Here is a 25,544-nt window from a genome sequence, read left to right as displayed (position 1 = left end):
CTACCTCGCGGCTCTCGATCGCGAACTCGACACCGATCCGACCGACACCGATTCGCCGTTCTGACGAGAAACCAGCACTCGCGCGCGACCACGGCTAGATGATCAGATTTCTACGGTTTCTCGTGATCGCCAACAAGGTATCGACCTTCTCGCGTTCGATCGTGGCCAGCGCCTCGGCCGCGTTCCATTTGTAGAGGAAGATGATGCGGCCACCGGTCGCCGTGACCGGATGCAAACAGCAATTGCAGCCCGTCACATGAAACAAGGGCACAGCCAACAATGTGGTGGCCTGACGTTTCGGGGCATCGACCGACGGCGATTCCGCCGGAGGTCGTGCAAGCCCCACCGCAGCCCTCCAGAACGCCAGGTTGAGGAGATTGCTGACCGCACCCCGATGGGTCATCGCAGCGCCCTTCGGAAAACCCGTCGTCCCCGACGTGTAGAACACACAAACATCGTCTTCCGGCTCGAGCTCATGGGAAGGCAGGCCCTCGGTCGACGTGGCCATGGCTTCTTCCCAGGAGACGGCGCCATTCCCAGCATTTTCTTCGCTGCGAACGGCCAGAAGTTCGAGGGGCGCCTTCTTGCGCAGCCCATCCAGATGAGGCGCCAGGGTCGCGAGCCGTTGGTCGTCTGCGATCAGCACCTTCGGGGCTGAATCCGCCAGGCCGTACTCCATCTCCAGACCGGTCCACCAGGCGTTCATCCCAACCACGGCTGCGCCTAGCGACACGATCGCCCAATAGGAAAGAACCCACTCCGGGTAGTTCCGCATGGCGACCGCAACACGATCTCCCTTTCCGACCCCCCGTTGCGCCAGATAGGCGGCCAACGCCACGACCTTTCGGTGGGCCTCTGCATAGGTGATGCGCTCTTCACCGAAGATCAGGTAGTCCGCATCCCCGTGAGCGGCCGAAGCCTCCCAGATGGCCCGCATCGTCGGGGGCGCAGCGTCGTATGTGCGCGTGGGGATCCCGCGGATGTCCTGCACCGACCAGGCGAAAGGTGCCCCGGGCGAAGTGAGCTGCTTCCAGGCGTTCTCGAGGGCGGGATCCATGATCGGGCGGGCTCCTTGACTCGGTGGAAATCCGGCCTGGAAGCATACCCCGAAGCAGGATCCGGCATCCGCCCAGCCTGCCTCTGGCTCCTCACGGGCTAGAATCCGGGGGGCGAGAGAGCCGTGAGGGCGGGCACGATCCAGACGCCCGCTCCTCAGAGAAAGGCGTTGACCGGGAATGCAACTCAAGGGGCCCGAGACCTGTCGCCTCGTAGTCCTGTCCATCGCCATTCTGCTGGGCCTTCCCCATGTGGCGATTGCAGCCGACCGAGGGGCCGATGGAAAATATGAGAAGCGGAACTCGTCCCACTTCGTGCTCTACCAGGACGTTGCGATCAACGAGACTTCAGGCCTGCGCGGTTCGCGGCGCTTCGAACAACAGCTGCTGAAGGCCCTCGAGGGTGCGTACGATCGAATGGGAAAAAGACTCGGGCTCCGACCGCAGCGGCCCATCGTCGTCGTAGTCCACGACGCCGCGATCTACGATCAACGTTTCGGCGGCTACTTCCGGTTTCCGTCGGCCGGGTTCTACGGTGGCGAAGTACACGTTCGTGGCGATGTCCAGGTTCATATGGAGCTGGTGCAGACACTTCACCACGAATTGGTTCACGCTGCGTTTCACGCGGAGCTGCCCTCACTCTTGCTTCCGGCCTGGTTCAACGAAGGCCTGGCCGAGTGGTTCGGAGCACGTGGCATGGGCCGACGATCCCTGACGCCCGGGCAGGCCCGCTACCTCGGAGCCGTGGCGGGTGAAGGTGCGCTCTTCTACCTCAATGAACTCAGCGCTACGAGTTTCGCAGGCCTCGATCCCGGCACGGCGCAGCTCGCCTACATCGAATCTCACGCCTTCTTCGAGTATCTGGGGCGTCGTTTCAGCGAACAGAAAGTCCGCGACGTCTGCAAGGAACTCGTCCGGAGTCACGATCTGGGGCGGGCTTTCCAGAAGACCTTCAAGGCGAATCTGGCCACCCTGGAAGCCGGGTTTCGCTCCGAACTCATGGGCAGCACTGGACCCTAGGCGCTGTGGCCCGAAGGAATCCTCAGCCAGCCTCGGCTTCCGAGCCCGGCAGACGTGAACGCATCAGGCCACGATAGGCGTCCTCGGCGGTGCGCCCTTGGTGGACGACGCCGTAGACCTCGCGCGAGATCGGTAGCAGCACGCCGTGCTTCTCTCCGAGTTCCATCACCACCCGGCTTGTCTTCACGCCTTCGGCTACCTGGTTCATCTCGGCACTGATCTCATCGATCGTCTTTCCCTTGCCGAGTTCTTCGCCCACGAAGCGGTTGCGGCTCTGACGACTGGCGCATGTGGCGATCAGATCACCCATCCCCGCCAGGCCTGCGAAGGTGGCCGGCTCGCCTCCCATGGCAACGCCAAGGCGGGTCAGTTCCGCGAGGCCGCGTGTAATGACAGCTGCACGCGTGTTGTCGCCGACGCCGAGGCCATCACCCATACCCGTCGCAATGGCGATGACGTTCTTGAGCGCGCCGCCCAACTCGCAGCCGACGACGTCATGGTTCTTGTAGACGCGGAAGCCGCCGGAATGAAAGATGGACTGCAGCTGGCGACACAGGTCGGCGTCCTCGAAAGCAACGACGGTGGCCGCTGCGAACCCGGCCATGATCTCCTTGGCGAGGTTGGGCCCGGTCAGAACCCCGGCTCGATGTTCTGGCAAGATCTCCCGGATCACTTCGGTCATGCGAAGATGTGTCTCTTGCTCGAGGCCCTTCGCCAGGCTCACCACCGGCACCCAGGGTCGAATGTGATGGCTGACTTCCTTCAGCACATCACGGAACCCCTTCGACGGAACGCCCATCACGACCACGTCCGCTTCACTGACGGCCTCTTCGAGCGAGGATGTTGCGCGAAGCTCCGGATTCAATTTGAAATCCGGGAGGTAGCGGGAGTTGCAGTGTTCCCGGTTCACTTCGTCGGCGGTCTCGGCTCGCCTGCACCAAAGCGTCGTCGGCGTGTTTCCCGCCGCCAGGTGGCCAATCGTCGTTCCGAACGAACCCGCTCCCAGAAGCGCCACGCGCAACCGCATCCGATCCTCCTTCTAGCCTTCGAGAATCTCGAGATAGGCGTCGCGAACCGCCTCGATCTCATCGTCGAGGCTCTCACGCGTCCAATCACGGGTCTCGACCGGAGGCAAGACCACGGCCTCGACCACCGACGGGCGCATCACGAGGCCATCCTTGGGCAAGGCATCGAGCGCGTTCCGGAAGACGACCGGCACGATCGGCACACCTGCCTGCATGGCCATATGGAAAGCACCCTTCTTGAAGCGACCGAGGCGCGGTGTCGGAGAACGTGTGCCCTCGGGCGCAATCAGTAGAGACTGCCCCTGCTTCAGCGCTTCGACCGCCGGCTTCAGCGCTTCGATCGCCTTCGCCGAATCCGCGCGATCGATGAATACGGTGCCGGCGAGCCTGCCCAACGTCCCCATCACGGGATCAGTTTGAAGCTCCTTCTTCCCGACGCCTGTCACATCGCGGCGGACCAGCTTCATCATCAGCACCGCATCAATCGCGCTCTGGTGATTGAAGATGAAGACCGCCGGCCGATGAGACCAGAGATGTTCTTCGCCTTCCACGCGCAGGTCGATGCCCGAAAGCGACATCGCCAGATCGCTCCACATGGAGCCGGCCACATTGAAGGCCTCGCGCTTCGAGTTGTTCAATAATCCGACCGTGGCGCCGATCGCGAACGACGGCAGGAGGCTTCCATAGGCGAGTGCTGTTCGCAGCATCTCTTCGCCGCCGGGAGCGCCGCGGCTGTGGAAGCGCCGAACCGGCCAGCCGCGTTCCTTGGCGATTTGCGCCAGCTGCCGGTCCGGATTCAACGGACAGGGTTTTCCGACGACCTCCATCAACGGGAGATCATCGATGCTGTCCGTGTAGAAGAAACTCTCTTCCAGATCGAGGTCGTGCCGTGTGGCGAGGGTTTCTCCAGCCTCCCGCTTGCCCTCTCCGAAGCAGAGCGGCCGCATCACTTCCCCGGTGAAGATCCCATCCTCTACTTCGAGGCGCGTGCACATGACATGCTCGACCTCGAGTTCCCGGGCGATGGGATCCACCTGGTAGGGCGTCGCCGAGGAGATGATGGCGATCGTGTGGCCCTTCTCCCGATGCGCCCGCAAGAGCGCGCGGGATTCCGGGTAGATCGACGTCACGAGGTGCTTCTCGAAGACCTCCTGCCCGATCTCCTGCATCGATTTCTCGGAGAGCCCGCGATAGGCCGTCGTCGCGGCACCGACCAGCCCGGAGAAACCGGTCCGACCGAGCACGAAACCTGCGGTGCCGCGGATCGTGTCGACCATCTCCTTCGGAGTCATGCGGCCGGAGAGCAGCCTCTCCCTGTAGAAAGCCGTGGCCGAGAACCCGGCCACCAGCGTTCGATCCACATCGAAGAAGGCGCCGACCTTGGGGCCTTCCGGTGCCTTGCGCACCTCTCTGAGCAATCGGTCATGGAGTACCATGGGGGCTCCCTTGGGTGGCATTGTCACACTGATTCAGCGCCTCGGGAAGGGGCCTGAGGCGGCCCCCCGGGATCGCTAGGATCGCCCCCATGCTGCGCAATTCCGGCCTGGTCCTGCTCTCGACCGTGTTCAGCCTCTTGATGGTCGAGGTCGCGGCCCGCCTCGAGTTGATCCCATTGCCGGCCCATGTCTCCACCGATGCCTGGTGGGAGGAGCGATGGCAGCGCGAACGCAAGGGGATGAATCCACGCGCGATCATCGAGCTCGATGCGGACCTGGGCTACGTCCCGGCCGCCAACCTCGACGATTTCGAGTACCAGGACGCGCGGATCAGCACCAACGCCGCGCACATGCGAGGGCGCCAGGAGTACGCACTGGAGCGCAGCGACGCGGCCCGGATCGTCGCCGTCGGCGATTCCTTCACGTTCGGTCAATGTGCGGACGACGACGAGACCTTTCCCGTTGCGTTGGAGCAGAACCTGATCGACGCGGAAGTCCTGAACCTCGGCGTCATGGGCTACGGCCAGGATCAGGCTTTCCTGCGCTTGCGCCGCGACGGTTTCCCGTATCGACCCGATGCGGTGGTCTTCGGCTTCCACAGCACGGACATGAAACGAAATCTGCTCCGCTTCCGAGGCTATGGAAAGCCCCGGCTTCGGCTCGAGGAGGGACGGCTCGAGGTCGAGAACGTCCCCGTGCCTTCCCCGGAAGAGTACGCCCGGTGGTGGCCTCCCCGGATCTGGAACTTCGTGGAGATCTTCCGTGCCTCTCGTGAGGACCGGAAGGCCGTCAAGCAACGCATCAACGAACTCAGTCTTGCGATCGTCCGCCAGATGGCCGCCGAAACCCGCGAGCAGGGTGCCCTGTTTGCCGTGGTCCACCTGCCCCATCCCCGATCGCTTGGCGGGGAGGGAGAGCATGGCTGGCGCTTCATGGAGCGTGTGTGCGCAGAGGCGGCGGCGGAAGGGGGGCTGTGCATCGAACCCGTGCCGCGCTTCCGGGAGATCGCTCGCACGCCGGAAGAAGTCGATCGCCACTTTGCCTGCCACTTCTCACCGGAGCTCTACCGGGCGTTGGGAGAAGTCATCGCGGAAGAGCTGGTTCGAGCGCGGCCGGAGCGGTTCGCTTTGCACAACTAGCGGCCTCCAGATCAATGGCGCTGTTCGAGGGTGTTCCCCTACGAGCCCGACGAATTGCGAATGGACCGCAGACCGACAGTACGCGTATGATGCCGCCTTGACCCAAATGCGGGCGAGGAGACTACAGATGAGCATGGTGAGTGAGTTCAAGGATTTCGCGGCCCGAGGCAATGTCGTGGACATGGCCGTCGGCATCATCATCGGCGGCGCGTTCGGGAAGATCGTCTCCTCCTTCGTCGACGGTGTCCTGATGCCGCCGGTCGGCATGCTGCTGGGCGGTGTCGATTTCAGCGATCTGGCGATCACCCTCTCGGAGAAGACCGCCGAGGCCGAGGCCGTGACCCTCCAATGGGGCGCCTTCGTCCAGACAGCGATCGACTTCCTGATCATTGCCTTCGCCGTGTTCATGCTCGTTCGTGCCGTGAACTCGATGAGAGCGAAAGAAGAGGAAGATCCCACCCCCGCCGAGCCGCCGGAAGACGTTCAGCTGCTGCGCGAGATCCGGGACTCGCTCGCCAACCGCTGACCCGGCGCCGTGATCGCGATCTTCGTGGACGCGGACGCCTGCCCGGTCAAGGACGAAGTCTACGTCGTCGCCACTCGCTACGGCTTGCCGGTCGCGGTGGTCGCGAACTCCCGCATGTTCGTTCCCGAGGACCTCGGCGCCCAACTGATCGTCGTCGAGGAAGGCCCCGATGTCGCCGACGACTGGATCGCCGAGAACGTGCAGGCCGGCGACGTAGTGGTCACGGCCGACGTACCGCTCGCTGCGCGCTGCCTCGAAAAGGGAGCGGCGGTCGTGGGATCGAACGGAAGGCCGTTCACGGAAGATTCGATCGGAAGTGCGCTCGCCACGCGCGACTTGAAGGCCCAGCTGCGCGAAGGCGGCGTGATGACCGGCGGACCGCCTCCGCTCTCCGAGCGCGACCGGTCGCGTTTCTCGTCCGCGCTCGACGGCCTCGTCCAACGCTCGATGCGAAACGCCGAAGACGATTGAAGGAAGCCCAGACCGGGTGACCTGCTGCCCCATGTCTGGGGCGGCTTGGGGCGGTGGCCCGGGCGATCGTCTCGGGTTCGTAGCCAAAGCGGGTCTGCTTGTTGCACTCTCTCGCTGACGTGCCTTCCACAGCAACGACCCGTGAGACGGCCATGCCGTTCCCCTGGTGGGCCACGGCGCTCCTCTTTGGCGAGTTCGTCCTGCTCGCGTGGGCGCCCCACAGCCGTGCCGACTGGCTTCTGGAGAACGTGATCTCCATACCCTTCGGCCTCTTCCTCGTGCTGGGACGAAAGCACCATCGCCTCTCCTACACTTCGGTGTTGTTGCTTCTCGTCTTCCTCGCCTTCCACGAAGTAGGAAGCCACTACAACTACTCGCGGGTGCCTTACGCCTCCTGGTGGAGCGCCCTGGAAAGCGAGCGCAACCACTACGACCGCCTGGTGCACTTCAGTTTCGGCCTCCTGATCGCCCCGGCCGTCTGGGAACTGCTCAGCCGGGTGCTCCAGCGCCGTATCTGGCTGCGCGCTTCCCTGGTCATTTCCGTCGTCGTGTCCTGCTCCACGTTCTATGAGTTGATCGAGTGGGGCGCAGCCCGCACGGTCGACCCGGAACTGGGAATCGCGTTCGTAGGTGCCCAGGGTGATATCTGGGACGCCCAGAAAGATACGGCGCTAGCGCTGCTGGGCTCGTGGATTGCGACGGGTGTTCTCTGGGTTCGTCTGCTGTGGCAGAAACCCGAGCCGCGTTAGGCAGGGAGGCGGAGATAGGAAGTGGCCGAGGGCAAGGGGCGCAGTCGGGTGCGGCGGGTGGGGTTGGTCGCCGGCCCTTGTCTCGCGCTCATCGTAGCGATGCTGCTTCCCGCGACGGACGGCCCGGCAACGAGCGGCGCGGGCATCCTCACAGCGGGCGCACGAACCACGGCTGGGCTCGCTGCCTGGATGGCCGTCTGGTGGATGACCGAGGCGATCCCCCTCTACGCCACCGCCCTCCTGCCTCTGGCCGTGTTGCCCCTCGCCGGCGCGAGAACGATCCGGGAGACCGCTTCACCCTACGCCCACGAGTTGATCTTCCTGTTCATGGGCGGCTTCGTGCTTGCCCTGGCGATGCAGCGTTGGAAGCTCGACCGCCGGATCGCCCTCGCCGTCTTGCAACGGGTTGGCCCCCGGCCCGGTCGGATCGTCGCCGGCTTCATGGGGCTGACGGCACTCTTCAGCATGTGGGTCTCGAATACGGCGACCGCGGTGATGATGCTTCCGATCGCAGTCAGCGTGATCGCTCTTCTCGGTGAACCCCCCGCCGACGCACCGGAAACAGAAGGGAGTGTTGCCGACGCATCGGAAGGTTCCGCTTTTGCCAACGCCCTCCTTCTTGGCATCGCCTACGCCGCTTCGATCGGCGGTGTGGGAACGCTGATCGGAACGCCACCGAACCTCTTCATGGCATCCTTCGCGAGCCAGGAGCTGGGCATCGAGATCGGATTCGCCCGCTGGATGACGGTAGGCATTCCCCTCGTCGTGGTCTTCCTCCCGACCACGTGGTGGCTGCTCACCCGGGTCGCCTTTCCCATCCGTGTCCGACGAATTCCCGGCGGCGAAGCGAGCTTCCGGAAGGCGGCACTCGCCCTCGGACAGATGGAGCGCGCAGAATGGATCACGCTCGGCATCTTCCTGTTCGCGGCGACGGCCTGGATGACCCGTCCCTGGCTCAGCGCCATCGAAATCGGAGACGCGAAACCTCTGGCTGGGTTGAGTGATCCCGGTATCGCCATCATCGCCGCCCTGGCCTTGTTCGTCCTCCCAGCCGGTCGTGGCAAGGGAGCGGTGATGAACTGGGAGACGGCCGTGCAACTCCCGTGGGGCCTACTGCTCTTGTTCGGCGGCGGCCTGAGCCTGGCCGCAGCACTCCAGGCTCACGGCATCGGCGCTTTTCTTGGCGAGCAGGTGCGAGTCCTGGCCGATATCCCAACCTGGCTGCTCGTACTCTCCGTCGTGACGGGCATGATCTTCCTGACCGAGATCACCAGCAATACGGCGACCGCCGCGACACTGGTGCCGATCCTCGCGGGCATTGCGCCAGGTCTCGGCGTCGAGCCGCTGGTGCTCGTCGTGCCGGCGACCGTCGCCGCCAGCTGCGCCTTCATGCTCCCGGTAGCCACGCCACCCAACGCTGTCGTCTTCGGCTCCGGGCGGGTTCAGATCGGTGACATGCTGCGCGCCGGATTATGGCTCAACCTGATCGGAATCGGACTCATCACGGGGCTGGTCTACACACTGGTCCTGCACATCCTGCTGGGGGCTCTCGGGTAAAGGACGCAATCCGTCACGGCTTCTGCCCGGTTGCGGGCCCTGGAGTGACCGGGCCGACGCGAACGGTTGCCCGCAGGCTCGTTGCTTCGACATCCTGATCGACCGTGAGGACTTTACCGGTATTCGGAAACGCATACTCCGCGTGGACGTGGTACTTGCCGTTCTGATCGAATTTGATCCACTTGTCCGTGCTGATGCTGTCGTCCGGCGCAGTCACCGTGAACTTCGACTCGTCCGTCACGTCCTCCAGACCGAACGCGCAATTTCGAATCCGCTCGAATCCCAACTTGGCCAATAACCCGTGGGTTGCGCCCACTCGTACCTTCTCAGGCAAGCGCCGAAACACCAAGAACGGACTGGGCGCAACGACGTCGATCTCGATCTGCTCCGAGAGTGTGTGGGGACCATCCGTGTACGTGGCCGTGACGACCATGGGCTTGGGGTCGTGTTGGTCGCCCCAGCCGAACGTCCCGATGTGTCGACCGGGATCCCAGTTGAGTCGGGCTCGGATGTACGGCTCCGGCGGCGGCGTCAACTCCACGACCGCCTCACCCACTTCGGAGTCATAGGCGGCGACGACTCGCTGGGGACCCGGGTCTTCGAAGGTGACCTTCGCCTCGAAATTCGCCGACGTACAGAAATCGACCTGGTCCGGACGGTAGGGCCATTCGATCTCGATCTTGCTTGGCTTGAAGAGGGGAGGCGTGTACAAGCCAGCGGCGACGCTACCGCCGCCGTCCGTCGACCACGATAGGCGGTCGTCATTCGTCAGATCGGTCACATGACAGACATCCCAATCGAGCCCCGAGGCCGAGAACTGCTGGGTCTGATCGGCGCCCATCGTCAGGGATTCGGGCTTGACGGTAACGGGCTCCGTCATCGAATTCCCCACATGGACCTGGATCCATCGGGTTTCGACGAGAGAGAGTTCCCGAGCCAGGCGGTCTGCAGCCCCCGGGTCTGAAGCCAGGCTCCGAATGAACTCGAGATCGACGCGTTTCAGTGTCGCACCGACGGCATAGGTTCCGGGTTGGATGGCTTTCAGGACCTGCGTTTCCGTCTTCGATCCCGTAGCGCGAAGCCCCGGGCCGGCGGTCAGTTGCAGGCCGGCGGGTCACTGGTGGACCACTCGAACCCCACGGAGGCTGCATCGACCGGGATCAAGCGACCGTCGAATTGAATGCTCGCTGTCGCATTGACGCTCGCGGTGGCGCAAGGCCCGCCGATCATCACCGGCGATGGCGACACGATGTCGAACTTGACTGCAGCCTCCAGATTCTTGAGATCGTCTCCCGTTCCGATCGTATTCCAGACGATTCGCCTCTTGCCGACATCGTTGAGTGTCGCCACGGTCGACTGGGGGTTGGGCCAGCCCATGCCGGAATCCGGGATCTTCCAGGCCATGACGCAGCCGCTCTTCGGTCCCATGCCTCCGCCTTGATCGTCGACCGTGACCTCGAACTCCAGGAACATCATTCGGCCGTTGGGATAACGATCGCGTTCGAGCTTCAGATCTTGCGTCATGCGGATCTTCGACATCGAACAGACCATGTCGATCAGGAGTCCGGGTGCGGCCGCGAGCCCTTCCAGCCAATCGTAGGCACTCCTGGCCGGGTCCGGCTGACGCGGCCGTTGGGTGTATGGCGGAGGGGCGGTAGAACGAGAACGTCCGCCTTTGGTGGAGACCCGCGGCGCAGCGCCAGGCTTGGGTTGCGGCCCCGGAGGACGAACCGGGTCGTGACCTCGCATCTGCGTACCCCGGCGTTCCTTGGCGTTGTCGGCAGCCGCTATGGCTCCCGGCAACCAGAGGAGAAGAACCGCGAGCAAGGCGAGTGCGCGTCTCATGAGCCAATATTACAGTTGAGAACTGAAACGAGCCCCCGGCACCTCCCCTGCTTCAGGGCCCAACTGAACCGTCGTGGCGATGTCGCTGCTGAGAGACCGAAATGAACGAAGAGCGCCCGCCCGAACGTGCCGATCTCGATCTTTCCTTCCTGGCCCGGGATGATCTGCGCGCCGTCCGCCTGCTCCTCGAATACTTGAAGCCGGAATTCACGCTTCAAGACCACGGCGTGAATGAAACGATCGTGGTGTTCGGGAGTACCCAGATCGTCGAGCAGGCCGAGGCGGAGCGGGACCTCGAGCTCGCGCGAAGCGAATCTGAGAATCGCGACGACCCTGCAACCCAGCGAGAGCTGCGCATCCTCGAGCGACGCCTGGCCAACGCCAAGTACTACGAGGTAGCCCGCGCGTTCGGCGAGCTCGCCGGACGCCACGCAGAACTGGTGGTGATGACCGGTGGCGGGCCTGGGCTGATGGAAGCGGCAAACCGCGGCGCGGCGCAGGCCGGTTCCCCGACGATCGGACTCAATATCACCCTTCCCGAAGAGCAGGCGCCGAATCCGTACGTCTCCCCAGAGCTGAGCTTCGAGTTCCGCTATTTCGCTCTCCGGAAGTTCCATTTCATGCTCCGGGCCCGTGCGCTGGTCGCTTTCCCCGGCGGCTTTGGAACCCTTGACGAACTCTTCGATGTGCTCACGCTGGTACAAACGGGGAAGAGCGAGCCGCTGCCCATCGTGTTGGTCGGGCGCTCGTTCTGGGAGCGAGTGATCGACTTCAACTTCCTCGTCGATGAGGGGCTGATCCGGCCCGCCGACCACCAACTCATCGTGTATGCGGAATCGGCAGAGGAGATCTGGGACGTGATCCAGGGGCGGAGAGCCAGCAAGAGCGGGCTTGGCACACCATGAGAACATCGCGCCGAGAGCTTCGGGGGGATGCTTCCCCGTGCGTCGTTCGGCCCGACCTGGATGCAGGGGCGGCCGAGGCACTCGGTCAATCGTTGGCCCGGCTCTTCGCCGCGGCGGGGCGCGAGACGGACGCCCCGAAGAGCGCCACCCCGATTGCCCTCGCCCAACGTGTCCGAGAGGCGCTCACTGAACTCGCCGGGTTGACCGACGCAACGGGCCTCGGATCGGAATCACTCGGAGAGGTCGAGCGGCTCCAGAATGCGCTCCTACGCTCTTCGGTGGATGTGCTGTTGGATCGAATCGAAGAGGGAAAGATCCGGGATCTGCCGCACCGCCTGCGCTGGTCGGAGGATCTCGCGAATCCCGACGGCGTGGTCCAGCAACGCCACGGGCCGACCTCCTTTCGCGACATCGCCGAAATCGTCGCTCGTCTGGCCGCCGACCTGACGGCAAGGCATGCAGGCCAACGTGCCGAACAGATCCTGGCAGCCTTTGCCCTCGCAGCAGATGATTTCAGCCTGTTCCGGGTGATCGATTTCTATGAGCGCCATCAGGCCTGTCGGCTCGCCGTCGAGGCAGCCCGGGAGCCCACGGACGGCAGCCCCGACGCCCGAGGCTTCGGTCTCGCAGCCGTTGCAACCGGAAGACGTCTGCTCCTCCCGCCGATCGTCATCGCGACCACAGGCCCGGTGGCGAGCGGCAAGAGCACGATCGCCCACGCCCTCGCCCGGCGCGTTGGTGCTCCGCGTGTCGTCGCCGACAGGGTGCGTGACATACTCCTCGAAACGCCTGAGGGCCTGAGCGAACGTGAATGCCACGAGGCGTATTGGCAGCGTGCCTTCGCACCGGGTTTCGAGGATCGCGTCTACCGGGCGGTGGTGCATCGCGCCGAACACGTCCTCGCCTCCGGTCGACCGGTCGTCCTCGACGCCTGCATGCCCACTCGCGCCCGTCGTCGCGAGATCGATCGGCTTGCTGCGGCCCATGGCGTGCCCCTGTGGTTCGTCGAGTGCCAACCGGACCCGGCGGTGCTACGAACACGCCTCGCCGAACGGAACACTCGGGATGGATGCAGCGACGCGGCCTGGGAAGCCATTGCTCGGGATCTGGCTGGCCGCTGGCAACCCTGGACCGACGCAGAACGCGGCCGACACCTTCGCCTCGACACCGGCCAACCCGTCGAGCAATGCCTCGAAGCCACCCGAGCCGCTCTTCCCGGCTGGCCTGAACGGTTCCCGGATTGAAATGTCCGAAGACGGAGCCGACGTGAGCCTTCCTCGAGCAGTCACCTTCGATTGCTGGAGCACCCTGTTGTCCGAAGAAGACTGGGGACTCGCTCACCAACGGCGAATCGAAGCCCTTGCGGAAGCTGCCGAGCAGGCGGGCGTCTCCCCGGATGAGCAAGACGTCGAGGAAGCCTTCCGGCTGGCCTGGGGTCGACACATGCAGTTGTGGACCGAAGGCGTGGCGACGGGCGCGAGCCATGTCGCCGGCTGGGCCATGGAGACGCTAGGCGTCGCCACCGATGGGCGGCCGTTGCGCGCTCTTTGCCGGCATTTCGAGGAAGCGTCCCACTCAGGGAAGGTCGTCGCCCTCGACGGCGCGCAGAAGACCCTCCATTCCCTTGGCGAGCACGGCGTCCGGATGGCGCTGATCTGCGATACAGGCCTCACCCCGGGACGCGTCGTGCGCAAGCATCTGGACCGCTGGGGCTTGCTCTCATCGCTCTCCGCCCAACTCTTCTCCGACGAGTTCGGCGTGACGAAACCGGACACCCAGATCTTCGCGGCCGCGCTCGACGCACTCGGCGTTGAAGCCCGACACGCCCTGCACGTAGGCGATCTTCGGCGCACGGATGTGGCCGGTGCCCGGGCCATGGGAATGCGCAGCATCCGGATTCGGGCTCGCCATGACGACGAGACGGACCTGCCCGATGCCGACCACGTCGTCGATTCCCACACAGAGTTGCTCTCCCTGCTGTCCGAGGGGCTTCCGGGCGAAAAGTGAGGCGAAGCGTCCCTCGGCCGGGATTCATGCCCCAGTCGGCCGCACAGCGGGGCCCTTCCTGGCACGGCATATGGCCCCGCCCTTGCAACACCCCAGGTGTCGCCCGTTCAGGAGCGAGCCACACGGAGGAGTTGACATGCCCGTCGGAGACCACTGTCGAAGGGATTTCTCACGAGCCCAAGTGGGCGAGACGGTTCGCGAGGCCGCGGTGCGTATGAAGACCGAGCGTGCCGGCTGCCTGGTCGTAGTGGACGATGAGGACCGGCCGATCGGGACGCTGACGGATCGGGACATCGCCATGCAGATATTGCGGCGGGGCCGGGACCCGGACGAGACACCGGTCGGTGAGGTGATGCACGAGGAGATCACCAGTCTTTGGGAAGGTGCGCCGTTGCTCACGGCGTTCGGGCGCATGCGCACGGACGGCCTGCGACGGATCCCGGTGATCGGCGACGGCGGTGGGCTCGTCGGTGTCATGGAATGGGACGACTCTCTCGGGATCATCGCCACCGAACTCGCCCAGGTAGCGCGCGTCGCCAGTTCCCAACGGGACCAGGCACAGGACTGAGGGGAAGATCATGCTTTCAGCAGAAGAATACAAATCGACCGCCGTCACGGTGCGACCGAACGCGGGTGTCCGAGAGATCGCTGACGAAATGGATGCCCATGCCGTGGGCTCGGTGGTCGTCATCGATTCCTCCGGAGCACCGATCGGCATCGTCACCGATCGGGATCTCGTCCTTCGCGTCGTCGCGGCCGGGCGCGACCCGGAGAAGACGGAAGCCTCGGATGTGATGTCGGCCCCTGTGTTCACCGCCGATCGCCACACCCCCACCGTCGAACTGCTCGGAATGCTCGAAGAGCGCGGCGTGCGAAGGGTGCCGCTCCTGGAAGATGGCAAGCTGGTGGGTCTCGTCTCGCTCGACGACCTGGTCATGGAGCTAGGCGTGCAGTGTTGGAACGTCTCGGAGGCCGTAAGTGCCGAGATCCGCGATTCCGCGCGCGCGGCGCGGGGCCGACGACGACGAGAAGCCCGCCGTGAGACCTTGGATGATGTGAGGCATGGCCTGAGCAACGTCGGCGGACAGTTGCGCAAGCGAATGGTCGGCGAGCTCCGAGACCTGCTCGATAGGATCGACGACTAGCCTGGACTGCGAACTAGGCGCCTCCGTTGGCGTCGCCGTCCCACAAGGAGAGGACATGGCCGGTGGCGGGTGCAGCCCGGCCCGCCAGCGTCCCTGCGTAGACGCTCTGTAGGGCTTCGCGGCCGTAGCCCCGTTCGATCTGGAGCCAGCCCCTCGCGGCCGTCCGGAAGTCTGCCCAAGCCAGGCCGACCCGCTCCTGGAAGCCGGCGCTTCCCCAATCCTTGATGCGCTTCTGGATCTGGTTGGGCGCGAAGAAGAACTCCGGCTTTGGCCCCGGGAGGTCGACGCTGCCCGGGGCCGCCTCCCAATGGGTCACGCCGATGTTGCAGGTGTATTTGAGCTGATCCTTGAAGCGTTCATAGATGGCCGTGGTCACACCGCCATCACCGGCCATATCGACGAAGATGACGGGGGCATTCCCGGGTAGCGAGCTGATTTCGTCGTAGAGCCAGACCTCGTCGTAGCAACCCAGGCCCTTCACGAATTCGATGTTCCGCGGCGACGTGAGGCCGACCGCCTTGGCCTGGCCTCGGGCTGCGACCCGATGGGCCAACGCGATCGATGTCTTGCTGGATGCACTCGAGATCAAGACGGTGTGCGCGTCACCGAGATCCTGGTCGGATAGGAAATCCTCTGCCAGGAACGACGTCAAGAACAGGCCGCGCAACAGGGACATCAGGTCTTCGGTATCGGGCGTGTAGAGCTCGTCGAAATCTACCGGGGAATACTGCGCATAGGCTGGCGCCAGCCCTTTTCGATGAGGAGCAGCATCGACGATCTGTCCCGGCGTCACCGCCCCGGGTTGGATCTCCAGGTAGCGCGACATCGGGAAGAAGCCGAAGCAGCGCGTTCCCTCTGCCACGTCCGGGTGAGTCGAAGCGACGACGTCTCCGAAACCCATCGCAGGGATCCGTCCCCAGCCTTCCTCGGCGGGGAAGAAGCGCCAGTAGCCCAACATGTCACCCGCCACCGCATAGGTGATGTTGTTCGCGGTGACGGCGAAGCGATCCACCCGGAACCGGACGCGGCCCGGTGCGAGCGCATCCGGCTCGGCCTGCTCCACGAACTTCGTCTCATGCCAATCGTCCTTGCGAACCAGAAAATCGAGGCCCGGCGCGGTGCTCGTCATGCGTCCTCCTGATGAACGCCGGATGATGCCACGTGTTGCCCAAAGAAGCGCTCCGAACGCTCGGGCTTGACCGGATCCCCCCGGCTGGAGCAGAGTCCCGGAGATGCAGGACGCACCCGGCGACGTAGACGCTTCCAAAACCGACGCGCCGCCGTCCGAACCGGAATTCAGCAGTGGCGTAACGCGCTACGCACTTGGCCTGCTGGTGGTGGTCTACGTCTTCAACTTCGTCGACCGTTCGATCCTCTCGATCCTCCAGGATTCGATCAAGGCCGAGTTCGATCTCTCGGATGGCCAGCTCGGCTGGCTTCAGGGAATCGCGTTCGCGTTCCTCTACTCGACTCTGGGCATTCCGATCGCCCGGTATGCCGATCGCAGCGTCCGACGCTCGGTCATCGCGCTCGCCGTCTTTGCGTGGAGCGGCATGACGGTGCTCACTGGATTTGCTCGCGGCTTTGCGGAACTCTTCCTGGCGCGGGTCGGCGTCGGCATTGGCGAAGCCGGCTGCAGCCCACCAGCCCACTCGCTGATCTCCGATCTATTTCGTCCCGAACGGCGGGCTACCGCCCTCGCCGTCTACTCCCTGGGAATTCCGATTGGCAGCGCCATCGGCACGTTCGCAGGTGGATGGATCAATCAGCTCTTCGATTGGCGAACGGCCTTCATCGTAGTGGGCCTTCCGGGAATCCTGTTGGCAGTCCTCGTCCGGTTCACGCTCCGCGAGCCGACCCGCGGCTACTGGGACCCGCCGGCTCGCCCCTCGGAAGGAACAGAGGAACGCGAGTCTGCGATCGATGTGATTCGGTACCTCGTCAGCCTTGCCTCGTTCCGGCATCTCGCATTTGCCGGCTCGCTCCACGCATTCTACGGGTATGGGGCCGGAGCCTTCATTCCCTCGTTCTTTCGGCGATTGCACGAGTTCGGCGACCAGACCGGCGAGCTCGGCACCTGGCTCGCAGCGATCGGCATCACGACGGGCGCACTCGGCACGTTCATGGGCGGATGGCTATCCGACCGGATCGCAAGGCAGGACGCTCGCTGGTACGCGTGGCTGCCGGCGGTCGCAACTGCGATCGGCGTGCCGTTCGCATTCCTCTTCTATCTCTGGCCGGACGGACGCGAAGCCCTCGCGATCTACGCGTTGCCGGCCGTGCTCGGCGGGATGTATCTCGGCCCGACGTTCGCCATGACCCAGGCCCTCGTTCCGCCCCGCATGAGGGCGGTGGCTTCCGCCGTCCTCCTCTTCCTGTTGAACATGATCGGCCTGGGCCTCGGACCGCTATGCGTCGGGCTCGTGAGCGACTGGCTGGAGCCGAGCTTTGGCGTGGAGTCGATTCGGTGGGCGCTCCTCGGTGTCGTCGTCACCTGCGCATCCTGGTCCGTCCTGCACTACCTGCTCGCTGCCCGTACGTTGCGCGCAGATCTCGCGCGTCAGCACGAGGGCTGACGGCTCGCGCGAAATCCGCTCAGGCGTCGCCCTGCATCTTCGCCAGCATGCGCCCCATCTGGGCGTGAACTGCCTGGATCGCCTGGAGCGGGCGGATCATCACCTTGAACTCGACGATCCGTCCTTCGTCGTTGCAGGTGATGATGTCGACGCCGTTGACGTACTTGCCATCCATCTCGGTCTCGAACTCGAGCATGGCGTGGTTGCCGCTGAGGATCTGTTTCGAGTAGCGGAACTTCCCCTTGTTGCCGTCGGAGCTGGCCTTGTCGCCGCCGCCGATCGTATTGCCCGCGGCGCCGAGATAGAGCTTCGTGACGTCCTTGCCCTTCTGGGGTGTGAAGACGACCGGCGACAAGAAGACGACATCGTCATCGAGCAGGTCGTCGAGAAGAGCGGCGTCTCCCGCCACCACCTTGTGCCAGCGCTCGATGGTTTCCTCGATCATGTCGTTCCTCCTCGGAATGATTATTGACACTGACTATGCCACCATCGTGTCCCCCCGTCGAATGGAGGCCCCATGAAGGTCGAAAACGCCGTCCACCCCGATCCCTCGAACATCAAGCCTTTCATCGAGACCGACGGAAAAGTCTGCATGGTCAATCTGCTGAAGTTCCGGGAAAAGGCGGCCTATCCCGACGGCCGCGATCCGGAGCTCTCCGGCCGTGAGGCCTACCTGCGCTACGGCCAGGCGATGATGAAGCTGGTCGAGGCGGCCGGTGGACGCTTCGTTTTCGCGGCCGAGGTGAAGGGCTTGCTGCTTGGCGAGGTCGAAGAGCTGTGGGACGAAGTCGCGATCGTCGAATATCCGTCGTCGAAAGCCTTGATCGAGATCGCATCGACCCCGGAGTTTCGAGAGATCGAAGCACATCGCGAAGCCGGTCTGGCCGGCCAGCTCAACCTCACGACTTCCGCTCGAGGCGGACTCTAGGATTTTCTCGCGACCAGTTGGTTCCTGAGGGCCTCGGGCAGGGAGCCATCCGCATCGAGCAGTTCGAGCGTCGGCCTTCCGCCGGTCGCGAACGCCCGCGCCAGCACGCGGTCGTCCTCGATACGGTTCAGGTCGTGGCGGCGGAGGCGTTCCATGCGGAACGCTTCGCCGATGCCGCCGAGCCAGGTCGTGACCATCCGATTGGCCAGGTTCGCGTAGAGCTCCGAGCTGTTCGGATCATCGAATACGCCATCACGCGTGGCCGGATCCATCGCTGCCCGGTTCTCGATCAGCCACGCCAGCGAGATCATGTCGTGGGCCACCAGGTCCGGGCTCGCGAAGACGATGCCGGTCTCGGGCTCGGCAACGAACCCGTTATCGGGCCCAAAGGTCGTCATCACCTTCGTCGCCGAGCTGAGGACCAGCCGCTGTTTGTCGGCGACCGCGCGAACGGTATTCGCATCAGCGGTCTTCTCGGCGAAGGTTCCCGCATCTCGGTGGTATTCGAGGCGCGAATCATGCCGCCACCAGCCGACGGCGGCCTTCAGGCCGAGGGTGCTACCGGCCAGGAGATGGCGGGCTGTGCGAGGCATGAGCACCACGTGGTCCACCTCGTTCAGGATGGCTGGCAACATGACCGAGGCCTTCCACGATCCCCCCGCGACCAGCGTGTCCTCGAAGAAGGCATCCCAGCCGGCTTCCTCGAACGCATGCAGTTCACCGCCCGCCTCTTCGGTTGCCTTCGCAAGGCCGTTGCGCTCCATCAGCTCCCGGGTGCTGCCCCGAAGGCTGTCCTGGTAGAAGCGGACGAACTGCACACCCGCCATATCCGCCACGATGACCCGACCGGCTCCGCGTTCCTTCAGCAGACCAATCATTGCGCGAATGGCCAAAGGATCAGTCGTCGCGGGATAGACATTTCCGGAATTGCATGCGGGTTTGAGCAGCACCGTATCGCCACGGGAGAGCCAGGCGAAATCCGTGGCCGCGAGCGCCGCGGCACGTACAGCCCGGAGCGTTTCCTCTGCGGGTGCGCCCCGCGCCACGCCTGCGACGGCGACCGGCGCCTGGCCGCGAAGAGCGTAGGTACCGGTGGGCTCGGCCGTAGCACGGCTCGGCTCGGGCAACACCGCAGCACAGGCCCCGGCAGCAGCAAGCTGACCGAACTTCCGGCGGCTCATCAGGCTCGGATCTGCCATGACCTCTCCTCGTTGGGATCGCCTCCAGGATATATCAAGCGGTATCTTGCGGAACCCGCCGCGAAGGAGATCCCGCTGCAAGACCAGGCCCACGCACCCGCCCCGAATGGGCGCTTCCAGCGTCGCCGGGTGATCGTGCCGAGCGATATCGATGAGCTGGAGCATGTGAACAACGTCGTCTGGGTGGGCTTCGCGGTCGAGCTGGCGATGGCGCATTCCGCATCCGTAGGGCTCGACATGGCCGCCTACCGGACGCTGGGCGGCGTCTGGGTCGCCCGTCGGCACGAGATCGACTACGCCCGCTCCGCAGTTCTGGGCGATGAGATCGTGGAAGAAACCTGGGTGGTCAAGATGCGCGCGGCCCGCTCGATCCGCAGGGCTCGCTTCCTCTCGGCGGAGGGTCAGGAACTCGTTCGCTGCCGCATGGAATGGGCGTTCGTCGACTTCGGCTCCCTACGTCCCCGCCGGGTCCCGCCGGAGGTCCTCACGCGCTTCACACAGATTCCGGACACAAGCTCCGACTGAGCCCTTCCACCGCACTGATCTTCCGTCTGAAGTCGGAGAGCCGAGGCGGGCATTCCACGTCCGGTATCCTCGGGTTCTCTGATCGCACCCGCCCCCGCGGAACCACCGAAGCCACGGTCCGTCAACAGGCACGAGCCGTCTATCAGAAGGCGAGCCTGCCCGGCCGCAGCGCCTTCTGCGCCTACTTCCTCGAGGACCTCCTCCCGCCCTGCTCCGAAACGTCAACGAGCGGGGACGGGGTTTACAATTGACTTTTGGGCGGGCAGAGCCCGCCGAAAAGTCAATTGTAAACCCCGTCCCCGCTCGTTGACTTCTAGCTCTTGGCGGCCTTCAGGCGCGCTTCGAGGGCATTCAGCTGGTCTTCCAACTCGGAGGGCGTGTGAGTGCCGAACTGCTGGTAGTACTCGCGGATCGGCGGAATCTCCGCGAGCCAGCCATCGATATCGACAGCCAGCAACTCGGCGAGGTCTTCCTCGTCGATGGCGAGACCACTGAGGTCGAGTTCGCCGGGGGCGGGGGTGGTACCGATCGGCGTTTCCTGTCCTTCGATCTTGCCGGTGGTGCGCTCGAAGACCCACTTCAAGACGCGACCGTTGTCGCCAAAGCCGGGCCAGAGGAAATCGCCACCCGAGCTCTTGCGGAACCAGTTGACGTAGAAGATCTGGGGCATCTTCGCGCCGGGGCGATCGCCCATCTCGAGCCAGTGGCCCCAGTAGTCGGCCATGTTGTATCCGCAGAAGGGCAGCATGGCCATCGGGTCGCGGCGCAGTTGGCCGACCTTGCCTGCGGCGGCTGCGGTCTTCTCACTCGACATGATCGAGCCCAGGAAGGTGCCGTGCTGCCAGTCGCGGCTTTCGTGCACCAGCGGCACCACCGTGGCACGGCGGCCGCCGAACAGGATCGCACTGATCGGCACGCCCTTCGGATCCTGCCACTCGGATGCGATCACCGGGCACTGGCTGGCGGGGGAGGTGAAGCGGGCATTCGGGTGGGAGGCCGGCGTCTCGCTTTCCGGCGTCCAATCATTCCCGCGCCAATCGATGAGATGAGCCGGCTTGTCGCTCATCTCCTCCCACCAGATGTCGCCGTCGTCGGTCTTCGCCACGTTGGTGAAGATGCAGTTCTCACCGAGGCCGAGCATCGCGTTCGGATTCGAGTGCATGCTCGTGCCCGGCGCCACGCCGAAGAAACCGGCCTCCGGGTTGATGGCGTAAAGCTGCCCATCGTCGCCGAACTTCATCCAGGCGATGTCGTCACCGACGGTCTCGACCTTCCAGCCCGGGATGGTCGGGTTCAGCATGGCCAGATTCGTCTTGCCGCAAGCGCTGGGGAAGGCGGCGGCGATGTAGCGCACCTCGTTCTCCGGCGAAGTGAGCTTCATGATGAGCATGTGCTCCGCGAGCCAACCCTCGTCCCGGGCCATGGTGCTGGCAATGCGCAGCGCGAAGCATTTCTTGCCGAGCAGCGCGTTGCCGCCGTACCCGGATCCGTAGCTCCAGATCTCGCGGGTCTCCGGGAAGTGCACGATGTACTTGTTGTCGCCATTGCAGGGCCAGGGCACGTCGGCCTGACCGGCTTCGAGCGGATGACCCACGGAATGCAGGCACGGCACGAAGGCGCCGTCCGCTCCAAGGGCCTCCAGCACCGCCGCGCCCATCCGGGTCATGATGCGCATGTTGGCCACGACGTAAGGCGAATCCGAGAGCTGCACTCCGATGTGCGCAATGGGCGAGCCGATCGGGCCCATCGAGAACGGAATGACATAGAGGGTGCGGCCGCGCATGGAACCCTTGAAGAACCCGCTCAGGGTTTCCTTCATCTCGGCCGGGTCACACCAGTTGTTGGTCGGGCCCGCGTCTTCTTCCTTCTCGCAACAGATGAAGGTGCGGTCCTCGACCCGGGCCACGTCCGCCGGATCCGAGAGCACGAGGTAGCTGCCGGGGCGTTTCGCATCGTTCAGGCGCTCGGCGGTGCCACCGGCCAGCATCAGTTCGAACATCTCGTCGTACTCGGCCTGGGAGCCGTCGCACCAGCGAATGGAATCGGGCTGGGTCAGCGCGGCGATTTCATCGACCCAGGCGAGGAGACGAGTATTGGAAGTGGGTGCGTCGGAACTCATGGGGGCCTCATTATTGCTCTGCGATGGAAATGAAAAACGGGACGAACCGCGCTCTTCTCGGAGGGCGACCCGCACGATGCTCTGGGCTCGTCCAGGTGGGTCGCCCCCGGGCGTGGGCCGTTGACCGTCCCTCGCCCGAACCACTCCGAGAGCAATAATGGCGATCCGTTCTTGGGCAGATCCTGACACGTTTAACCGGTAACGGTAGGGGGCAGATCTGGTTTTCCCATGGCCCAGCCGACCCCGTTTTCGGTAGAATTGGCACGTTTGGTGCCACTTGAAGCAGGAGGATGGGAATGCCGCTCGACTACGTGGATTTCGAGGCTGCGAAGGACCGAAAAGGCCTGCGAATGGTGGTCGTCACCGGCGTTCCGAGCCCGTGGGGCGAGGCGGCCAAGGGCATCTTGTACGCAAAGCAGATCCCGTGGGCGGCGGTAAAGCTCGATCAGGGCAACGACGCGATGGCCGAGTGGACCGGCGAGCGAAGCGGTCCCGTCGCGGTCTATGAGAACGAGACCCCTCGCAGCGGTTGGGCCGAGATCCTGTTGCTGGCGGAGAGGCTCGCCCCCGGGCGCGCCCTCCTACCAACGAACGCAGGGGACCGCGCCCTCGTATTCGGCCTCTCGCACGAGATCTGCGGCGAAATGGGACTCGGTTGGTGCAGGAGAAACGCGGGCGTGCACGGGACCCTCTCCGGTGGCGCCGGGTTCCCGAAACCGGCCGCCCAATACCTGGCCGGGAAATACGGCTATCGGCCGGAGGAAGCTGGCCTCTACGCCACGCGCATCATCGATGTGCTGGGCATGCTGGCGCAGCGTCTCCGTGCGCAACAGGCGGACGGAACTCCGTACCTTGTGGGCGCATCGTTGACGGCAGCCGACATCTACAGCGCCACGTTCATGGCGCTCTTCAAGCCGCTCCCGCCCGAGCAATGCCCGATGGCCGAGGCCATGCGGCCGGCGTTCGAGAATCTCGATGACGCGACCGCCAAGGCCCTGGATCCGATCCTGCTCGAGCACCGGGATTTGATCTACGCGAAGCACCTCGAACTACCGCTCTCGATCTGAGCGAGAAAGGCAGGCCGATGCCCAGGCCCTCCCGCAGATGGCTCTTTCTCGGAGCGCTCTACCTCGCATTCTTCGGCTGGTACACCTCTTTCGGTGGCCCACTGACCGCCGAAGAAGTGGACGCGTTCGTCTCCACCTTGCGAGAACGCGGGGCCGACCCGGATACCGTCGAACGCTTTCGTCACTTCATGGAATCCGACACCGGCGACGATTTCGCGATGCTGAACGTGATCCAGTTGAACGACGTGCCCAAACAGGTGCCAGGCGTCGAGCCCGGCGAGACCTCCGAAGAAGTGCTCCGGAAGTACACGGCGCCGTTCATGGGCCGCGCCCTGCGCAGCGCCGCACACCCGGTCATGTTCGGCAGGGCCGCCGCGCCTGCCGTCGACGTGTGGGGAATCGAGGGTGCCGACAATTGGTCCACCGGTGCCCTGGTCCGCTATCGGAGCCGCCGGGACCTGTTGGAGCAGGTCGTGGCCGTCGGGCCCACAGGAATCCACGATTTCAAGATCGCGGCCATGGCCAAGACGATCGCGTTCCCCCTCGACCCGTGGTTCCAGCTCGGCGATCCCCGCCTGGTTTTCGCGCTGGTCCTGGGCATCGTCGGCTTGACGTTCCAGAGGCGCCGATCAGGCGAATAGTTCTTCGGCCAGTCGCTGGCGTTGATACGTGCCGTCACCGTAGAGCAGTTGGTTGTGGAGGCTGCGTTTGAAGAAGAGGTGGACATCGCATTCCCAGGTGAAGCCGATCCCGCCGTGGAGCTGCACGGAACGATCAGAGGCGTAGGCCCCGGCATCGGAGGCTGCGCTCTTGGCCATCCGGGCCGCCGTTTCCGCGTCGTCACTTCCTTCATCGATGCAGCAAGCAGCGTGGTAGAGAATCGATCTCGCACGATCGACTCCGACCATGACATCCACCAGCGGGTGTTTGACCGCCTGGAAGAAACCCAGGGGGCGATCGAATTGCTTCCGGTGCTTGGCGTATTCGACGGTGGCTTGGAGTTGCCACTCACTGGTGCCGCAGAGATCCGCCGCGACGGTGACGAGCAATGAGGGCCATGCGCGCGCCAGCGCGGCTTCGGCTTCCCGACTGACCACGTTCGCCGCTGGGATTCGCACTTCATCGAATCCGATCGAGGCCTGGTCGCGGGTCAAATCGTGAATGTGGTCGCGCTCGAATTCGAGCCCGGCGGCATCGGCCGGTACGATGCAGAGGAGCAGCGCATCTTCCTGGCGCGCGGTCACCACCAACAGCTCGGCCTTCTGCGCATCTTGAACGAAAGACGCGCGTCCGGAGAGAACGACGGCATCGCCGTCCTGCCTGGCGGAAACACCCGTGTCTCCGGCAGCCCAGCTCCCGCGGGCATCGGTGATGGCCAATGTCGCCGGCGCGCCATCCGCGATGCGGCCCAGCCACTCGGAAGCCGCCTCGGGCTCGCCCTCGCGCAGGACGAAGGTCGCATTCAGGGTGGAAATCAAGGGCGAAGGCAACGCATGGCGCCCGACCTCCTCGACCAGTCCTACGATCCCCGCAACCTTGAAGCCAGCGCCACCCGCCGCTTCGGGTACGGCCAGGCCGGTCCACCCGAGCTCCACGATCTGCTTCCACAGGCCCTCGTCCCAGCTTGTCGGCTCTCCACGCTCGTAGACGGCCTCCGGATCCGCGGCCACGAGTGCGCGCAACTTCTCCACCGGCAGCTGCTCGTCCAGGAATTTCCGCGCCAGATCGCGAAGCAATTCCTCGTCCTCGCCAAAGCCGAAGTTCTTCGGGGCTCCCGAGCTTGCCATCTTCCCGCCCCCCTACTTCGACTTCGCCAGGCCGAGCACGCGCTCGCCCAGGATGTTCCGCTGAATCTCATTCGCACCGGCTGCGATCGTAAACCCGTACGAGTTCATATAGGCCAGCGGCCAATGCCCATCGTTGGGAGCCTTCCGATCGAGTTTGTAGAGCGTGCCATGCGCACCCGCGATCTCGACACCCAGTTTCGCATTCTTCTGTGCGAACTCGGAGCCGGTCAGCTTCGTTTGCAACGGCAGACGCATCGGATGGTCGCAGAGCGCCGGCACGCGGGAGCGTCGCCCGTTCTGGCGATTGCCCTCGGCAACGATCGCTTGATCCTCATCCAGGCCCCCTCCTGAACCCACTCGGCCATCGAGTAGGTTGGATGCACATAACACAGAGCATCCGCTCAGAAGGAGACCCGATGAGATTCTACACGAACAGCCATATGCACTCCTGCGGGATCGATCT

General features: G+C 64.5%; 27 protein-coding genes. 16 read left to right on the top strand and 11 right to left on the bottom strand.

Features of this window, described 5'->3' with window-relative positions:
- Window positions 1–94: 94 nt before the first annotated feature.
- Window positions 95–1,057 (bottom strand): acyl--CoA ligase, encoded by a 963-nt coding sequence (locus tag GY937_01335; GenBank protein MCP5055349.1) that lies wholly within the window; start codon window positions 1,055–1,057, stop codon window positions 95–97.
- Window positions 1,058–1,235: 178 nt separating this feature from the next.
- Here GY937_01335 and GY937_01330 point away from each other — a divergent pair, with 178 nt between their 5' ends.
- Entirely contained in the window at window positions 1,236–2,075 is an 840-nt protein-coding gene (locus GY937_01330) for a hypothetical protein (GenBank protein ID MCP5055348.1), read from the top strand.
- A gap of 22 nt (window positions 2,076–2,097) precedes the next feature.
- Here the strand turns inward: GY937_01330 and GY937_01325 are convergent, their stop codons facing one another.
- Window positions 2,098–3,102, bottom strand: coding sequence for an NAD(P)H-dependent glycerol-3-phosphate dehydrogenase (locus GY937_01325; GenBank protein MCP5055347.1), 1,005 nt, complete (start codon window positions 3,100–3,102; stop codon window positions 2,098–2,100).
- A gap of 12 nt (window positions 3,103–3,114) precedes the next feature.
- Entirely contained in the window at window positions 3,115–4,536 is a 1,422-nt protein-coding gene (locus GY937_01320) for an HAD-IB family hydrolase (GenBank protein MCP5055346.1), read from the bottom strand.
- Between the two features lie 89 nt (window positions 4,537–4,625).
- On the opposite strand from GY937_01320, the gene GY937_01315 reads away from it, so the two are divergent.
- The 5 genes from GY937_01315 to GY937_01295 all read left to right on the top strand — a co-directional run bounded on the left by GY937_01315 (window position 4,626) and on the right by GY937_01295 (window position 8,978).
- Window positions 4,626–5,675, top strand: coding sequence for a hypothetical protein (locus GY937_01315; GenBank protein MCP5055345.1), 1,050 nt, complete (start codon window positions 4,626–4,628; stop codon window positions 5,673–5,675).
- Window positions 5,676–5,802: 127 nt separating this feature from the next.
- Window positions 5,803–6,201 carry a large-conductance mechanosensitive channel protein MscL gene (gene mscL / locus GY937_01310; GenBank protein MCP5055344.1) on the top strand — a complete coding sequence of 133 codons (399 nt, stop codon included), beginning with the start codon at window positions 5,803–5,805 and terminating at the stop codon, window positions 6,199–6,201.
- A gap of 9 nt (window positions 6,202–6,210) precedes the next feature.
- Window positions 6,211–6,672: a YaiI/YqxD family protein gene (locus GY937_01305; protein ID MCP5055343.1), complete on the top strand. Its 462-nt coding sequence runs from the start codon at window positions 6,211–6,213 to the stop codon at window positions 6,670–6,672.
- 119 nt (window positions 6,673–6,791) lie between these two features.
- Window positions 6,792–7,421 carry a DUF2238 domain-containing protein gene (locus tag GY937_01300; protein MCP5055342.1) on the top strand — a complete coding sequence of 210 codons (630 nt, stop codon included), beginning with the start codon at window positions 6,792–6,794 and terminating at the stop codon, window positions 7,419–7,421.
- A gap of 99 nt (window positions 7,422–7,520) precedes the next feature.
- Window positions 7,521–8,978 carry a DASS family sodium-coupled anion symporter gene (locus tag GY937_01295; protein MCP5055341.1) on the top strand — a complete coding sequence of 486 codons (1,458 nt, stop codon included), beginning with the start codon at window positions 7,521–7,523 and terminating at the stop codon, window positions 8,976–8,978.
- A gap of 13 nt (window positions 8,979–8,991) precedes the next feature.
- Here the strand turns inward: GY937_01295 and GY937_01290 are convergent, their stop codons facing one another.
- Both GY937_01290 and GY937_01285 read right to left on the bottom strand, forming a co-directional pair.
- Complete coding sequence (locus GY937_01290) at window positions 8,992–9,858, bottom strand: hypothetical protein (GenBank protein MCP5055340.1); 867 nt, start codon at window positions 9,856–9,858, stop codon at window positions 8,992–8,994.
- Between the two features lie 215 nt (window positions 9,859–10,073).
- Window positions 10,074–10,823 (bottom strand): hypothetical protein, encoded by a 750-nt coding sequence (locus GY937_01285; GenBank protein ID MCP5055339.1) that lies wholly within the window; start codon window positions 10,821–10,823, stop codon window positions 10,074–10,076.
- 101 nt (window positions 10,824–10,924) lie between these two features.
- Between GY937_01285 and GY937_01280 the strand changes: the two genes are divergently transcribed.
- The 5 genes from GY937_01280 to GY937_01260 all read left to right on the top strand — a co-directional run bounded on the left by GY937_01280 (window position 10,925) and on the right by GY937_01260 (window position 14,880).
- Window positions 10,925–11,728 carry a TIGR00730 family Rossman fold protein gene (locus tag GY937_01280; protein ID MCP5055338.1) on the top strand — a complete coding sequence of 268 codons (804 nt, stop codon included), beginning with the start codon at window positions 10,925–10,927 and terminating at the stop codon, window positions 11,726–11,728.
- Entirely contained in the window at window positions 11,725–12,972 is a 1,248-nt protein-coding gene (locus GY937_01275; protein ID MCP5055337.1) for an AAA family ATPase, read from the top strand. Before GY937_01280 ends, GY937_01275 begins: the two co-directional genes overlap by 4 nt.
- Window positions 12,973–12,994: 22 nt before the next feature.
- Window positions 12,995–13,735, top strand: coding sequence for an HAD family hydrolase (locus tag GY937_01270; GenBank protein ID MCP5055336.1), 741 nt, complete (start codon window positions 12,995–12,997; stop codon window positions 13,733–13,735).
- Window positions 13,736–13,871: 136 nt separating this feature from the next.
- On the top strand, window positions 13,872–14,303 hold the full coding sequence (locus GY937_01265) for a CBS domain-containing protein (GenBank protein MCP5055335.1): 432 nt from the start codon (window positions 13,872–13,874) through the stop codon (window positions 14,301–14,303).
- Between the two features lie 10 nt (window positions 14,304–14,313).
- Entirely contained in the window at window positions 14,314–14,880 is a 567-nt protein-coding gene (locus GY937_01260; protein MCP5055334.1) for a CBS domain-containing protein, read from the top strand.
- 13 nt (window positions 14,881–14,893) lie between these two features.
- Here the strand turns inward: GY937_01260 and GY937_01255 are convergent, their stop codons facing one another.
- Complete coding sequence (locus tag GY937_01255) at window positions 14,894–16,009, bottom strand: DUF2855 family protein (protein ID MCP5055333.1); 1,116 nt, start codon at window positions 16,007–16,009, stop codon at window positions 14,894–14,896.
- Between the two features lie 103 nt (window positions 16,010–16,112).
- On the opposite strand from GY937_01255, the gene GY937_01250 reads away from it, so the two are divergent.
- Window positions 16,113–17,456, top strand: coding sequence for an MFS transporter (locus tag GY937_01250; GenBank protein MCP5055332.1), 1,344 nt, complete (start codon window positions 16,113–16,115; stop codon window positions 17,454–17,456).
- A gap of 19 nt (window positions 17,457–17,475) precedes the next feature.
- Here the strand turns inward: GY937_01250 and GY937_01245 are convergent, their stop codons facing one another.
- Entirely contained in the window at window positions 17,476–17,901 is a 426-nt protein-coding gene (locus tag GY937_01245) for a nuclear transport factor 2 family protein (protein ID MCP5055331.1), read from the bottom strand.
- 72 nt (window positions 17,902–17,973) lie between these two features.
- On the opposite strand from GY937_01245, the gene GY937_01240 reads away from it, so the two are divergent.
- Window positions 17,974–18,384, top strand: coding sequence for a DUF1330 domain-containing protein (locus tag GY937_01240; protein ID MCP5055330.1), 411 nt, complete (start codon window positions 17,974–17,976; stop codon window positions 18,382–18,384).
- On the opposite strand, the gene GY937_01235 is transcribed toward GY937_01240, so the two are convergent.
- On the bottom strand, window positions 18,381–19,583 hold the full coding sequence (locus tag GY937_01235; protein ID MCP5055329.1) for a DUF362 domain-containing protein: 1,203 nt from the start codon (window positions 19,581–19,583) through the stop codon (window positions 18,381–18,383). The two genes, GY937_01240 and GY937_01235, sit on opposite strands and share 4 nt — an antisense overlap.
- A gap of 12 nt (window positions 19,584–19,595) precedes the next feature.
- Between GY937_01235 and GY937_01230 the strand changes: the two genes are divergently transcribed.
- Window positions 19,596–20,108 carry an acyl-CoA thioesterase gene (locus GY937_01230; GenBank protein MCP5055328.1) on the top strand — a complete coding sequence of 171 codons (513 nt, stop codon included), beginning with the start codon at window positions 19,596–19,598 and terminating at the stop codon, window positions 20,106–20,108.
- A gap of 313 nt (window positions 20,109–20,421) precedes the next feature.
- Here GY937_01230 and GY937_01225 read toward each other — a convergent pair whose 3' ends face one another.
- Window positions 20,422–22,227, bottom strand: coding sequence for a phosphoenolpyruvate carboxykinase (GTP) (locus GY937_01225; protein MCP5055327.1), 1,806 nt, complete (start codon window positions 22,225–22,227; stop codon window positions 20,422–20,424).
- Window positions 22,228–22,523: 296 nt separating this feature from the next.
- Between GY937_01225 and GY937_01220 the strand changes: the two genes are divergently transcribed.
- Window positions 22,524–23,294: a hypothetical protein gene (locus GY937_01220; protein ID MCP5055326.1), complete on the top strand. Its 771-nt coding sequence runs from the start codon at window positions 22,524–22,526 to the stop codon at window positions 23,292–23,294.
- Between the two features lie 17 nt (window positions 23,295–23,311).
- A complete protein-coding gene (locus GY937_01215; protein MCP5055325.1) occupies window positions 23,312–23,935 on the top strand; it encodes a hypothetical protein in 624 nt (207 codons plus the stop codon).
- On the opposite strand, the gene GY937_01210 is transcribed toward GY937_01215, so the two are convergent.
- Together GY937_01210 and GY937_01205 are read right to left on the bottom strand one after the other, a co-directional pair.
- A complete protein-coding gene (locus GY937_01210) occupies window positions 23,924–25,081 on the bottom strand; it encodes an acyl-CoA/acyl-ACP dehydrogenase (GenBank protein ID MCP5055324.1) in 1,158 nt (385 codons plus the stop codon). The genes GY937_01215 and GY937_01210 overlap by 12 nt on opposite strands.
- A gap of 12 nt (window positions 25,082–25,093) precedes the next feature.
- A partial coding sequence (locus tag GY937_01205) for an acyl-CoA dehydrogenase (protein MCP5055323.1) occupies window positions 25,094–25,544 on the bottom strand: 451 nt, incomplete at its 5' end.

The organism is bacterium (assembly GCA_024228115.1).
Classification (GTDB): Bacteria; Myxococcota_A; UBA9160; order UBA9160; family UBA6930.
The sequence above is the reverse complement of the archived record's forward strand: the minus strand, read 5'-3'. Positions and strand labels throughout refer to the sequence as shown.

What these genes read in the sequence shown, in the direction of transcription:
- GY937_01285 (MCP5055339.1), bottom strand. Translation starts at nt 10,823, where the DNA reads ATGAGACGCGCACTCGCCTTGCTCGCGGTTCTTCTCCTCTGGTTGCCG.
- GY937_01210 (MCP5055324.1), bottom strand. Translation starts at nt 25,081, where the DNA reads ATGGCAAGCTCGGGAGCCCCGAAGAACTTCGGCTTTGGCGAGGACGAG.
- GY937_01330 (MCP5055348.1), top strand. Translation starts at nt 1,236, where the DNA reads ATGCAACTCAAGGGGCCCGAGACCTGTCGCCTCGTAGTCCTGTCCATC.
- GY937_01335 (MCP5055349.1), bottom strand. Translation starts at nt 1,057, where the DNA reads ATGGATCCCGCCCTCGAGAACGCCTGGAAGCAGCTCACTTCGCCCGGG.
- GY937_01320 (MCP5055346.1), bottom strand. Translation starts at nt 4,536, where the DNA reads ATGGTACTCCATGACCGATTGCTCAGAGAGGTGCGCAAGGCACCGGAA.
- GY937_01240 (MCP5055330.1), top strand. Translation starts at nt 17,974, where the DNA reads ATGAAGGTCGAAAACGCCGTCCACCCCGATCCCTCGAACATCAAGCCT.
- GY937_01215 (MCP5055325.1), top strand. Translation starts at nt 23,312, where the DNA reads ATGCCCAGGCCCTCCCGCAGATGGCTCTTTCTCGGAGCGCTCTACCTC.
- GY937_01290 (MCP5055340.1), bottom strand. Translation starts at nt 9,858, where the DNA reads ATGACGGAGCCCGTTACCGTCAAGCCCGAATCCCTGACGATGGGCGCC.
- GY937_01275 (MCP5055337.1), top strand. Translation starts at nt 11,725, where the DNA reads ATGAGAACATCGCGCCGAGAGCTTCGGGGGGATGCTTCCCCGTGCGTC.
- GY937_01325 (MCP5055347.1), bottom strand. Translation starts at nt 3,102, where the DNA reads ATGCGGTTGCGCGTGGCGCTTCTGGGAGCGGGTTCGTTCGGAACGACG.
- GY937_01245 (MCP5055331.1), bottom strand. Translation starts at nt 17,901, where the DNA reads ATGATCGAGGAAACCATCGAGCGCTGGCACAAGGTGGTGGCGGGAGAC.
- GY937_01250 (MCP5055332.1), top strand. Translation starts at nt 16,113, where the DNA reads ATGCAGGACGCACCCGGCGACGTAGACGCTTCCAAAACCGACGCGCCG.
- GY937_01280 (MCP5055338.1), top strand. Translation starts at nt 10,925, where the DNA reads ATGAACGAAGAGCGCCCGCCCGAACGTGCCGATCTCGATCTTTCCTTC.
- GY937_01315 (MCP5055345.1), top strand. Translation starts at nt 4,626, where the DNA reads ATGCTGCGCAATTCCGGCCTGGTCCTGCTCTCGACCGTGTTCAGCCTC.
- GY937_01255 (MCP5055333.1), bottom strand. Translation starts at nt 16,009, where the DNA reads ATGACGAGCACCGCGCCGGGCCTCGATTTTCTGGTTCGCAAGGACGAT.
- GY937_01235 (MCP5055329.1), bottom strand. Translation starts at nt 19,583, where the DNA reads ATGGCAGATCCGAGCCTGATGAGCCGCCGGAAGTTCGGTCAGCTTGCT.
- GY937_01265 (MCP5055335.1), top strand. Translation starts at nt 13,872, where the DNA reads ATGCCCGTCGGAGACCACTGTCGAAGGGATTTCTCACGAGCCCAAGTG.
- GY937_01295 (MCP5055341.1), top strand. Translation starts at nt 7,521, where the DNA reads ATGCTGCTTCCCGCGACGGACGGCCCGGCAACGAGCGGCGCGGGCATC.
- mscL (MCP5055344.1), top strand. Translation starts at nt 5,803, where the DNA reads ATGAGCATGGTGAGTGAGTTCAAGGATTTCGCGGCCCGAGGCAATGTC.
- GY937_01260 (MCP5055334.1), top strand. Translation starts at nt 14,314, where the DNA reads ATGCTTTCAGCAGAAGAATACAAATCGACCGCCGTCACGGTGCGACCG.
- GY937_01225 (MCP5055327.1), bottom strand. Translation starts at nt 22,227, where the DNA reads ATGAGTTCCGACGCACCCACTTCCAATACTCGTCTCCTCGCCTGGGTC.
- GY937_01220 (MCP5055326.1), top strand. Translation starts at nt 22,524, where the DNA reads ATGCCGCTCGACTACGTGGATTTCGAGGCTGCGAAGGACCGAAAAGGC.